This window comes from Ferrovibrio xuzhouensis, assembly GCF_042648965.1.
GTDB classification, from domain to species: domain Bacteria; phylum Pseudomonadota; class Alphaproteobacteria; order Ferrovibrionales; family Ferrovibrionaceae; genus Ferrovibrio; species Ferrovibrio xuzhouensis.
The window spans coordinates 195,614-207,377 of record NZ_JBHRYJ010000006.1; the positions used below are offsets into that span (position 1 = coordinate 195,614).

At 65.6% G+C, this 11,764-nt stretch carries 11 protein-coding genes and 1 pseudogene; 2 read left to right on the top strand and 10 right to left on the bottom strand.

Features of this window, described 5'->3' with window-relative positions; all coding sequences use genetic code 11:
- Positions 1-3 precede the first annotated feature (3 nt).
- The 9 genes from ACFOOQ_RS21005 to coxB are packed head-to-tail and all read right to left on the bottom strand — an operon-like array spanning position 4 to position 7,683.
- On the bottom strand, positions 4-1,494 hold the full coding sequence (locus tag ACFOOQ_RS21005; protein WP_379729685.1) for a carboxypeptidase M32: 1,491 nt from the start codon (positions 1,492-1,494) through the stop codon (positions 4-6).
- Positions 1,491-2,255 (bottom strand): SURF1 family protein, encoded by a 765-nt coding sequence (locus ACFOOQ_RS21010; RefSeq protein ID WP_379729686.1) that lies wholly within the window; start codon positions 2,253-2,255, stop codon positions 1,491-1,493. Before ACFOOQ_RS21010 ends, ACFOOQ_RS21005 begins: the two co-directional genes overlap by 4 nt.
- A 4-nt stretch (positions 2,256-2,259) precedes the next feature.
- Complete coding sequence (locus tag ACFOOQ_RS21015) at positions 2,260-2,640, bottom strand: DUF983 domain-containing protein (protein WP_379729687.1); 381 nt, start codon at positions 2,638-2,640, stop codon at positions 2,260-2,262.
- Between the two features lie 11 nt (positions 2,641-2,651).
- A complete protein-coding gene (locus ACFOOQ_RS21020; protein WP_379729688.1) occupies positions 2,652-3,464 on the bottom strand; it encodes a cytochrome c oxidase subunit 3 in 813 nt (270 codons plus the stop codon).
- A gap of 38 nt (positions 3,465-3,502) precedes the next feature.
- Positions 3,503-4,126, bottom strand: a complete 624-nt coding sequence (locus ACFOOQ_RS21025) for a cytochrome c oxidase assembly protein (RefSeq protein ID WP_379729689.1) — start codon at positions 4,124-4,126, stop codon at positions 3,503-3,505.
- The gene (locus ACFOOQ_RS21030) at positions 4,123-4,257 is read right to left on the bottom strand and encodes a hypothetical protein (RefSeq protein ID WP_379729690.1); all 135 of its coding nucleotides are present in this window, start codon (positions 4,255-4,257) and stop codon (positions 4,123-4,125) included. The genes ACFOOQ_RS21025 and ACFOOQ_RS21030 overlap by 4 nt, the downstream gene beginning before the upstream one ends.
- Complete coding sequence (locus ACFOOQ_RS21035; protein ID WP_379729700.1) at positions 4,254-5,177, bottom strand: heme o synthase; 924 nt, start codon at positions 5,175-5,177, stop codon at positions 4,254-4,256. The genes ACFOOQ_RS21030 and ACFOOQ_RS21035 overlap by 4 nt, the downstream gene beginning before the upstream one ends.
- Before the next feature lie 57 nt (positions 5,178-5,234).
- The gene (ctaD, locus tag ACFOOQ_RS21040; RefSeq protein ID WP_379729691.1) at positions 5,235-6,854 is read right to left on the bottom strand and encodes a cytochrome c oxidase subunit I; all 1,620 of its coding nucleotides are present in this window, start codon (positions 6,852-6,854) and stop codon (positions 5,235-5,237) included.
- Positions 6,855-6,882: 28 nt separating this feature from the next.
- Positions 6,883-7,683, bottom strand: coding sequence for a cytochrome c oxidase subunit II (gene coxB / locus ACFOOQ_RS21045; protein ID WP_379729693.1), 801 nt, complete (start codon positions 7,681-7,683; stop codon positions 6,883-6,885).
- Positions 7,684-7,989: 306 nt separating this feature from the next.
- Between coxB and ACFOOQ_RS21050 the strand changes: the two are divergent.
- Both ACFOOQ_RS21050 and ACFOOQ_RS21055 read left to right on the top strand, forming a co-directional pair.
- Positions 7,990-10,473: pseudogene (locus tag ACFOOQ_RS21050) on the top strand (PAS domain S-box protein); the annotation flags it as partial.
- A 121-nt stretch (positions 10,474-10,594) separates the two neighbouring features.
- Complete coding sequence (locus ACFOOQ_RS21055) at positions 10,595-11,077, top strand: SDR family oxidoreductase (protein WP_379729694.1); 483 nt, start codon at positions 10,595-10,597, stop codon at positions 11,075-11,077.
- An 8-nt stretch (positions 11,078-11,085) separates the two neighbouring features.
- Here ACFOOQ_RS21055 and ACFOOQ_RS21060 read toward each other — a convergent pair.
- Positions 11,086-11,764 (bottom strand): chlorite dismutase family protein (locus ACFOOQ_RS21060; RefSeq protein ID WP_379729695.1); only part of this gene is annotated, 679 nt, incomplete at its 5' end.

An 11,764-nucleotide genomic window follows, 5' to 3' on the forward strand; every position in this document is an offset into this window, starting at 1 on the left:
GGATCAGCTCAAGTAGCGGGCTTTGAGATGGGCCTTGAAGGCCGCCGCACCGAGCGGCTTGCCGGTCGCGGCCTGCAGCAGTTCGTCGGTCGTCAGCAGCGAGCCCCGGCCGTGCACGTTGCTGCGCAGCCAGCGCAGCAGCGGCCGGAAATCGCCCTTGCCGATGCCGGGCAGGATAGCAGCATCCTGCGCCTTTGCGGCAGCAAACAGCTGCGCCGCGGCCATGGCGCCCAGCGTATAGGTGGGGAAATAGCCGATCGAGCCGGCCGGCCAGTGGATGTCCTGCAGGCAGCCGTGGCGGTCGTCGGGCACCTCGACGCCCAGCAGGCTCGACATCCCGTCATTCCAGGCATCCGGCAGGTCGGCGATGGCAAGGTCGCCGGCCAGCAGTGCCTGCTCCAGCCGGTAGCGCAGGATCACATGGGCCGGATAGGTGACCTCGTCGGCATCGACGCGGATCAGGCCGGGCCGCACCCGGGTATAGACCCGGCGCAGGTTGGGTTCTTCCCAGGCCGGGCCGCTGCCGCCAAAGGCCTTGCGCAGGATCGGCGCCGCCCAGCCGAGGAATTCGTCGCCGCGGCAGACCTGCATCTCGACCAGCAGGCTCTGGCTCTCGTGCAGGGCCATGCCACGCGCCTCGCCGACCGGCTGGTCGCGCCAGGCCTTGGGCAGACCGAGTTCGTAGAGCGCATGGCCGGTTTCGTGCAGCACGCCCATCAGCGCCTTGGTGAAATCGGCTTCCTCGTAGCGCGTGGTCAGGCGCACGTCGTCGGGCACGCCGCCGGTAAACGGATGCAGGCTGACATCGAGGCGGCCGTGGTTGAAATCGAAACCGAGCGCCTTCATGAAGCGCAGGCCGACCGCGCGCTGGGTTTCGGTGGCGAAGGGGCCATCGAGCGGCAGGATCGCCGGCGCCTTCGCCTGCTTCGCCATCGCCTTATCGATGAAGCCCGGCAGGAAGCCGCCCAGCTCGGCAAACAGTTTGTCGATCCTGGCGGCGCGACCGCCCGGCTCGTATTCGTCGAGCAGGGCATCGTAGGGGCTGAGCCCGAAGGCATCGGCTTTCGCGGCGGCCACTTCGCGGGTGAGGTCGAGCACCGGCCGGAAGGCCTTGGCGAAAGCCTTGAAGTCGCTATCGGCCCGCGCCTTGCGCCAGACCATCTCGCAGGCGGCGGTCGCCCGCGACCGCGCATCGACCAGGGCCGGCGTCAGCGCGGTGGCATGGCTCCACTGGCGCTGCATCTCGCGCAGGTTGGCCTGCTGCCAGTCGCTGAGCTTGCCGGCCTCGGTCTCGGCCCTGGCGATCCGTTCGCCGAGCGCCGGATCGGTCAGCCAATCATGGCGCACCACGCTGAGCGTCGCCATCTGCTCGGCGCGCGCCCGGGCGCCGCCGTCTGGCATCATCGCCGACTGGTCCCAGCCCAGCATCGCCAGCGCGCCATTAACGGCGGCGATGCGGCAGAAGGTCTGCTCCAGTGCCTTGTAGGTCTTCATGCCTGCGGCGTCCCGCCAGCGTCTGCGTCTGCGGCGGCGGCCGCCTCTTCCTGGGCGCGCTTGCGGTGCCAGATCACGTAGATGAAACACAGCACGATGGCGCCGCCATACCAGGTGACGGCATAGGACAGGTGGTTGTTCGGGAATTCGACCCGGGTCTGGCCACCCTGCGGCCAGCCGCCGGGCACCGGCGTGGTGTCGGCATCGACCAGCAGCGGCGGCACCGTGCCATCGATCCCGGCCAGCCGGGCCATGGCGGCGACGTCGGGATAGAACCACAGGTTCCGCGGCACGTCGTTGACCGGCGTGAAGGGACCCGCCGCCCAGGTCTTGTGGGCGACGCCGTGCACCGTGGTCTCGCCCTCGATCAGGCCTTCCCTGCGGGTGTCCTGCTGCTTCTTCCCGGTCGGGATCCAGCCACGGTCGACGATGACCCAGCCAGGCGCATCGCTGCGCTTGAACGGGACCAGCACCTGATAGCCGAAATTGCCGTTCCGCGAATGGGCCAGCAGATGGAACTCATGGGCGTTGTCGAATGCGCCACGCACGATGACATGCCGGTAGTTCCAGCTGTCGACATCGAACGGCGCTGCCGGCAGTTCGGCCGCCGGCGCGGCCATGCCGGCCTCGACCGTATGGATCAGGTCAAGTTTCCAGAACAGCCGCTGGACCTGCCAGGTGCCAAGGGCGACGAGGACGACAAGCGCCGGAATGGTGAAGACGGTCGGCCAGAGAGCTGGCCGCGAACCTAGAATTTTCAATGGGTTACTCGCGCAACAATTCGATATCGGACGATGCCTTGTGGCGGAATTGTAGCGCGATGAGCGTGGCTTTGAAGGGCCGGAGCATGAGAATGGCACCGCCGAGGATCAACGGCGCCCACAGCACCATATGAACCCAGAGCGGCGGCGCGAACTTCAGTTCCACCCACAGCGCCAGACCAACGACGATGAATCCGAGGATCAGGATGACAAAGACCGCCGGACCGTCGCCGGCATCGATCTTCTCGTAATCGAGGCCGCAGGACGGGCAGACCGGCTTGACCGTCAGCAGGCCATTAAACACCGGGGCTTCGCCGCAGCGCGGGCAGCGGCAGCGAAGCCCCGTGGAAAACGGTGACAGCGGCGGATAAAAGCTGGCCGCCATCGTCTGTCCGATCACCCGGCCACTGCCGAGCCGTGACCCCACCAGTAGATGCAGCAGAACAGGAACAGCCACACCACGTCGACGAAATGCCAGTACCAGGCCGCCGCCTCGAAGCCGAAATGATGGTCCGGGGTGAAGTGGCCCTTCATGGCGCGCACGAGGCAGACGATCAGGAAGATCGTGCCGACGATCACGTGGAAGCCGTGGAAGCCGGTCGCCATGTAGAAGGTCGAGGCATAGATGCCGTCGGTGAAGCCGAAAGCCGCGTGGCTGTATTCGAAAGCCTGGCAGCTGGTGAACAGCAGGCCGAGGATCACCGTCAGGGTCAGGCCCTGCACCAGGCCCTTGCGGTCACCCTGCTGCAGCGCATGGTGCGCCCAGGTCACCGTGGTGCCCGACAGCAGCAGGATCAGGGTGTTGACGAAGGGCAGTTCCCAGGGATCGAAGGTCTGGATCGTGGCCGGCGGCCAGACATGGCCGATCGCCTCGGTCGGGTACAGCGCGGCGTTGAAATAGGCCCAGAACCAGGCCACGAAGAACATCACCTCGGAAGCGATGAACATCACCATGCCGTAGCGCAGATGCAGCTGCACCACCGGGGTGTGATGACCCTCGTGCTCGGCTTCGCGGATGACGTCGCGCCACCAGCTGATCATCGTGTAGAGCACGATCAGCAGGCCCGGCACGGACCAGAGATAGCCGTGACCGTGGAAGCCGGCGACCAGGCCCAGCGCCAGCGCAAAAGCGCCGATGGCGCCGAGCACCGGCCACGGGCTCGGGTCGACAAGATGGTAATCGTGGTTGCGGGCACCGCTGGCGGCCATGGATTCTACCCCCTGATACGCAGATGTTGCATTGATACTCAGTTGACCGCCGCGGCCTTGCCGCCGCGGTCGGAGACTTCCTTTTTCTCTTCGTCGGGCAGACGGAAGAAGGTGTAGCTCAGCGTGATCGTCGTGACGTCACGGGTCTGCGGGTCGGTCAGCAGCTTCGGGTCGACGAAGAACGACACCGGCATGTCGGCCGTCTGACCCGGGTTGAGCCGCTGCTCGGTGAAGCAGAAGCACTGGATCTTGTTGAAATACTGCCCGGCCTTGTCGGGCGTGACATTGTAGGCGGCCTGGCCGGTGATCGCCTTGTCGGTCGGATTGCTGGCCTTGTAGAAGATCAGCGTTTCCTCGCCGGGCTTGACCACCACCTGGCGTTGCTCGGGCTGGAATTTCCACGGCATGCCCGGCGCGGTATCGGAATTGAAGCGCACGGTGATGGTGCGCTCGCTGCTGGTGTCGGTAGCCGCCGGCGCCGCTTCGGCGCGCAGCGGCGTACCGCCAAAGCCGGTGACCCGGCAGAACACCGAGTAGAGCGGTGCCGAGGCGAAGGCGCCGCCCAGCATCAGGGCGGCAACGCCGCCGCAGATCAGGGCGATGCGGCGGTTCTTGCCGCCGGCGCTATGTCCGGTCTGCTGTTGGGGCTGCTGCGCGCTCAATGCCCGCCCCCCGTCATCTTGGCGATGGTGATGAAATAGAACAGCACCACCAAGGCCAGCAGTACGCCGCCCAAAGCCAGATTGCGCGCCCTGCGGCGCTTGTGCTCGTCATGCAGCGGCATGGTGCTCATGCCCCCCAGCCGAGCCCGCGCTCGGCCAGCAACAGGGCGAACAGCAGGAACAGGTAGAGGATCGAATAGGCGAACATATGCTTGGCCGGCCGCTCGTCGCGGCTGCGCCAGATGCGCCAGGCCAGCAGCAGGAAGCCGGCACCCAGCACGGCCGCCATGCCGCCATAGAGCGGGCCGGCAAGGCCGAGCGCCCAGGGCGCCAGGGACAGCGGCACCAGCAGCAGGCTGTATATCAGGATCTGCCGGCGGGTCTCGCGGTCGCCCGCCACCACCGGCAGCATCGGCACGCCGGCGCGGGCATAGTCGTCGGACCGGTAGAGCGCCAGCGCCCAGAAATGCGGCGGCGTCCACATGAAGATGATGGCGAACAGCAGCAGCGGCAGCACGTCGAGGCTGCCGGTCACCGCGGCCCAGCCGATCATCGGCGGAAAGGCACCGGCGGCGCCGCCGATCACGATGTTCTGCGGCGTGCGGCGCTTCAGCCACATGGTGTAAACGAAGACATAGAAGCCGATGGTCAGCGCCAGGATGGCGGCGGCCACCCAGTTGATCGCCAGCCCCATCAACACCACCGAGCCGATCGCCAGCACGGTGCCGAAGCCGAGCGCCTGTCCGGGAGTGATCCGGCCCTGCGGGATCGGCCGGCCGCTGGTGCGCGACATGACGGCATCGATATCGGCGTCGTACCACATGTTGATCGCGCCCGAGGCGCCGGCGCCGATGGCGATGCACAGCAGCGCGGTGATCGCCAGGGTGGGATGCAGGCTGCCCGGTGCCAGCACCATGCCGACCAGGCCGGTAAACACCACCAGCGACATCACGCGCGGCTTCAGCAGCGCAAGATAATCGCCCGGCTGCGCCTCGTAGCGCTCCGCATAAGCGGCATCGAGGCCGGCATGGCCGGCCTCTTCGCGCTCGATCGTGACACTCGCATCAGACAACAGTCTTCTCCTGGGGCGGCAGCTGACGCCTTTGGCTTACTTGATAACCGGGAGCTTCTCGTACTGGTGGAACGGCGGCGGCGAGGACAGCGTCCATTCCAGCGTCGTCGCACCCTCGCCCCACGGATTGTCGGCCACCTTCTTCTTGCGGATCAGCGCGAAGATCACCGAGCCGACGAAGAACAGCGTCGAGGCGAACGAGATATAGGCACCGATCGAGGCGACGAAGTTCCAGCCGGCGAAGGCATCCGGATAATCCGGAATACGGCGGGGCATGCCCTGCAGGCCGAGGAAGTGCATCGGGAAGAACAGCAGGTTGACGCCGATGAAGGTGGTCCAGAAATGGATCTTGCCGGCGGTCTCGCTGAGTTCGCAGCCCGACATCTTGCCGAACCAGTAGTAGAAGCCGGCGAAGATGGCGAACACCGCGCCGAGGCTGAGCACGTAATGGAAGTGCGCAACCACGTAGTAGGTATCCTGCATGTAGGTGTCGACGCCGGCATTGGCCAGCACCACACCGGTCACGCCACCCAGCGTGAACAGGAAGATGAAGCCCACGGCGAACAGCATCGGCACGGTGAAGCGGATCGAGCCGCCCCACATGGTGGCGATCCACGAGAAGATCTTCACGCCGGTCGGCACCGCAATGACCATGGTCGCCGCGGTGAAATAGGCCCGGGTGTCGACGGCGATGCCGGTGGTGTACATGTGGTGCGCCCACACGACGAAGCCGACGACGCCGATCGCGACCATGGCATAGGCCATGCCGAGATAGCCGAACACCGGCTTCTTCGAGAAGGTCGAGATCACCTGGCTGATGATGCCGAAGCCGGGCAGGATCAGGATGTACACTTCCGGATGGCCGAAGAACCAGAACAGGTGCTGGAACAGGATCGGGTCACCACCGGCCTCGGGCTTGAAGAAGGCGGTGCCGAAGTAACGGTCGGTCAGCAGCATGGTGATGCCACCCGCCAGCACCGGCAGCGACAGCAGCAGCAGGAAGGCGGTGATCAGCACCGACCAGACGAACAGCGGCATCTTGTGCAGGGTCATGCCCGGCGCGCGCATGTTGAAGATGGTGGTGATGAAGTTGATGGCGCCGAGGATCGACGAGGCGCCGGCGATATGCAGGCTGAAGATCGCCAAGCCGACCGCCGGACCCGGATGGCCGACATCGGAGCTGAGCGGCGGGTACATCGTCCAGCCGGTGCCGGCACCAAGGCCGCCGGCCGGCCCCTCGACCATGGTTGAGATCAGCAGCAGCAGGATCGACGGGATCAGCAGCCAGAACGAGATGTTGTTCATGCGCGGGAAGGCCATGTCCGGCGCGCCGATCATCAGCGGCACGAACCAGTTGCCGAAACCGCCGATCATCGCCGGCATGACCATGAAGAAGATCATCAGCAGGGCATGGCCGGTCACCAGCACGTTGAACAGCTGGTGGTCGCCGCCGAGGATGCCGTCGCCGGGATACATCAGCTCGGCCCGCATCAGCACCGAGAAGGCGCCGCCGATCAGGCCGGCCACCACGGCGAAGATCAGGTACATCGTGCCGATGTCCTTGTGGTTGGTCGAATAGACCCACCGGCGCCAGCCGGTCGGCAGATGATGGTCGTCGTGATGATCGTGGGCCGCGTGGGCGTGAGCCTGGGACATGGAGCTCCCCTATTCCTGAATCTGTCTGTTATTGGGCGAGGCTGGCGTCGGCGAGACGCGGCGACGAGCCGTCCACCGAAGCGTACTTCTTCTTCGCCTCTTCGACCCACTTGGCATAGGCCTCCTGGGACACGACCTTCACTTCGATCGGCATGTAGCCGTGCAGCTGGCCGCAGAGTTCCGAGCACTGGCCATAATAGGTGCCCTCGCGCTCGGCGCGGAACCAGGTCTCGTTCAGACGGCCAGGCACGCCATCCTTCTTCACCGCGAAGGCCGGCATGGCCCAGGAGTGGATCACGTCGGCGGCGGTGACCAGCACGCGGACATCGGTGTTGACCGGCACGACAACCACGTTGTCGGCGGTCAGCAGACGCGGCTGGCCCGGCTTGAGGTCGGCCGTCTGCACGATGTTGGCATCGAAGGTGAAGTTGCCGTTATCGGGATATTCGTAGGACCAGTACCACTGGTGGCCGATCGCCTTGATGGTCAGCTTCGCGTCCGGCGCCTTGTCGGCGTAGTACAGCAGCTTGAAGGACGGCACCGCGATCACGATCAAGATCAGGATCGGCACCACGGTCCAGACCACCTCGATCAGGGTGTTGTGCGAGGTCTTCGACGGGACCGGATTGGCCGAGGCCCGGAAGCGCACGAGCACATAGACCAGCAGGATCAGGACGAAAATGGTGATCAGGGTGATGATCCACAAAAGCAGATTGTGGAAATTATGCATCTGGTCAGAAACCGGACTGACCGAGGGCTGCAGCCCGATGTGCCAGGGGGTTGGCTGACCGACCAGCGTCCCCTCTTCGGCCCGGGCAAGTGCCGGCATAAAGACGGCCAGCAATGCCGCGAATGCTGCGCTACCCGTCACAGCCCGGAGCGCCGCACCGCGAACGCCCGAAAACCAGTTCCACCCCATAGCTTTAAACCCTCACTGATGTTCCGGCACAGAGTCTGACTTATAGAGGGCTGGAACATACACTGCGACATGCTGTCCGCACAGTCTGCCACCGTTCTGCGACGATTTGTCGCGACGCCGGAAAAGCCCGGTCGATGTGATCTTACTCATTGATTTGCCTCACCCTTGCGCGCCAGCCACAGCCCCCCTAATCTGCCGCCTCCGGGGGATTTGCGGATGCTCGATCCATTTCAGAGGAAACTGACCCAGGACGTCCTCGACTGGCTGGATCGCCCCGCCTTTACGGTTGAATATGTTGGCGGTGAAAACTACCATTACGTGTTTTGCAATGCCGCCTATGCAGCCCTGACCGAGCAAAGCCAGGACGACCTGTTCGGCCAGAACTACACCGCCGGTTTCGCCCTCGGTGAGGCCGAGAAAGTGCGCAGCCTGCTGGACGCCGCCCGGACCGAGAACAGCCGGCAGGTCGGCAACGTCCTGATCCGCTGGGCCAATGGCTGGCTGTGCCAGGGCCTGACGGTCTCCCCCCTGCGCAATGCCACCGGCGCCACCGCCGGCTTTGTCGTCATCGCCGAGGCCAGTACCCCGGAGCGCGTCCATCACGCCGCCCTGCAGGTCGCCGAATACAAGCTGCGCGACTTCACCGAGCTGGCTTCCGACTGGTTCTGGGAAACCGATTCCGACCACCGCTTCACCTGGATCTCCGACACCTCGGCCGCCAATATCGGCCAACTGCGCACCCGCTACATCGGCGAGACCCGCTGGGACGTGGCGATGCCGAGCGACAACGAGACCGACATCCTGTTCTGGCAGGAGCACCGCCGCCAGCTCGACAATCACGAGGCCTTCCGCGGTTTCCGTTACTGCACCCTGCTGAACAGCGACGAAATGTGGCTCGAGATCAACGGCAAGCCGGTCTTCGATGCCGAGAACCGTTTCATGGGCTACCGCGGCTCGGGCCGCGACATCACCGACCAGTACCGCCAGCAGCGCCGCATCGAGGCCGCACTCCGCCAGGCCGAGGAAGCCAGCCGGGCAAAAAGCCAGTTCCTCGCCAACATGAGCCACGAGCTGCGCACGCCGCTGAATGCGATCATCGGCTTCTCGGAAATCATCCGCGACCAGATGTTCGGCCCGGTCGGCGTGGTGCGCTATGTCGATTACGCGCGCGACATCAACGCCTCGGGCACCCATCTGCTGGCGCTGATCGGCGATATCCTGGACATGTCGCGTATCGAGGCCGGCTATTACGCCCTGGATGAGAAGGCGATCGACCTCTCGGGCATCATCAATTCGGCGCTCACCATGGTACGGCCGCAGGCCGAGCGCGGTGGCGTCGAGCTGCGCAACCTGTCGCCCGACAGCCTGCCGCAATTGCGGGCCGACGAACGCGTGGTCAAGCAGGTGCTGATCAACCTGCTCGGCAATGCGGTCAAGTTCACGCCGAATGGCGGCACCATCGATGTCGTCTACCAGCAGATGCTGGACGGCAGCCCGGCGCTGACCGTCGTCGACACCGGCATCGGCATTCCGCAGGACCGGCTGGAACATATCTTCGAGCCGTTCCAGCTCGCCAAGGCCGAAGTCGCCCGCCAGCATGGCGGCACCGGCCTCGGCCTGTCGATCAGCAAGCGCCTGATGGAGCTGCACGGCGGCTCGCTGACGCTCAACAGCGCTGTCGGCAGCGGCACCCAGGCGCAGATCACTTTCCCGCACTGGCGCCTGCTGTCGGAAGCCGAACAGGGCTGGACCCCGCCGCCGCCGCCCGAGCCGGCGGCCTATTCGGCAGCGCCGCCGCCAGCCGCGAAACCGACCGCCCGCACGACCATCCGCGACGAGGTCGCCGAAACCGCGGCGGAAGCCCTGCGCAGCCTGATCGACACCATGGGCGAGGGTGTGATCAGCATCAATGCCGAGGGCGTGGTGACCGCCGTCAGCCCGGCCTGTGCCGCCATCTTCGGCTATGGCGCCGCCGAGCTGACCGGGCAGAACATCAAGATCCTGATGCCCGAACCATTCCGTTCGGGCCACGACAGCTATGTGCGCAATTACATCAGCACCGGCCGCGCCAAGATTCTCGGCCTCGGCCGCGACACGCTCGGCCGCAAGAAGAACGGCGAGATCTTTCCGATCCATATCAGCGTCGGTGAATTCGGTACCGGCAGTGACGTCGGCTTCACCGCGATCATCCGCGACATTTCCGACCGTCGTGACGTCGAACTGCGCGCCGAATTTGCCAGCCGCAACGATCCGCTGACCGGCATCCTCAACCGCAGCAGCTTCATCGCCGAGACCGAGCGCATGCTCGGCGCCCAGCATCGCCTCGATGGCGGCCTGTGGGTGCTGTTCAACCTCGACATGGATGGCTTCCGCGACATCAACGAAGGCTTCGGTTACCATATCGGCGACAACATCCTGCGCACCGTGGCCGACCGCCTCGCCGAGGTGCTGCCGCGCGAAGCCCTGGTCGGACGCATCGCCGCCGACCAGTTCGCCGCACTGGCCGCCGTCAACGACCTGAACAACGCACTGAACCTGGCGCAGACCCTGCACGCCCACCTGACCCGGCCGGCCACCATGGACGGCCGGGTGGTGCCGCTCAAGGTCAGCATGGGCGCGGCGATCATCGACGATCCGGGTGAGAGGATCGGCGATTCACTGGCCAAGGCCGAGCTGGCGATGAAGCTGGTGCATGCCTCCGGCGGCGATTCGACCCGCTTTTACGGCTTTTATTGCATAATGCCGCCAGCTGGAGGGGATGCCATGCTTCTATCATCGTTGACGGACCCGGTTGACCTCGCTCGGGCGCAGGCCGCGTTTGATGCAGCATGGAACGAGATCAAACGGCATCGCCCATACCGTGGGCGGCTTCGCCTCGGCCGCCGCCGCCGAGGGAGGCCCCGATCTCTGGGAGCAGATGTACCGGTTGAACGTCCTGACCACGCTCAACATCTTCCGGGCCGCGCTGCCGCCCATGTGCGCAGCCGGTCGCGGCAGCCTGCTGGCCATCGGCGCCGGTGCGGCCGTGAAGGCGCCGTCGGGGCTTGGCGCCTATGCCGGTGCCAAGAGCGCCGTCCATCGGCTTGTCGAGAGCTTCGCCGACGAGCTCAAGGCCGACCGCATACGCGTCAACGCGATCCTGCCCAGCATCATCGACACCCCGCAGAACCGGGCGGCCATGCCCGACGCCGACCACACCGCCTGGGTGCGGCCGCGTGAGATCGCCGACGCCATCGCCTTCCTGCTCGCCGAGGATGCCAGCGGCGTCACCGGTGCGTTCATTCCGGTGTCGGGGCGGGTCTGAGGCTTCGCTTAGACAGGCTCGGTCCGGACAAGCCGGACATCGACCTCGCGCTCAACGAAATCCCATTCCCGCGTCGCTCGCAGCCGCGCCAAAAGCCTGTCGAACGCCGGCTCATCGGCCGGTGCGAACTCGAACCAGGTCAGGAAATCGAACGGCTCGCCGAGGTCGCGGCTGTGGTGCAGCCGGCGCGCGATCGCCGGAAGGTACTCCATGCCGATCGCCGTGTGCTGCGAGGTCTCTTCGAAGATCGCGCGTCTGTCATCCTGCGCGAGGTCCCACCAGGCCGCCGACTTTTTGATTGGGATCAGGGCTGCATGGGTCGCCTGTCGGCGGTCGAGGCCCTCCTGGCGCGCCCTCAGGCCGGCCACCTCGTCTCGCGTCGCATAGCGGAGGTTGCTGACCGTGCCGAGCAGGCGCCAACTTGTAGGGTCATCGATCGGGCCGGGCTCCCAGGGGTGGATGGTCAGGGCCTCGGCCGGTGCGAGGCCGGCGCCGCGATAGGCCGCGATCGAGGAGATACGCCAGTCTCCGTGCGCTCCGGCGCTGAAGGCATAGGTCGACGCCATGGCGGTCCCGATCTTGCTAATCACCCGACATTCCCCAAGTGGCCCGCCGCTTGACTTCAAGATCGCCTGATTTTGCTCGCTGGGCAAGCGTTTTTCGCCCCGAGCGGTGTCTGTCGTCGCG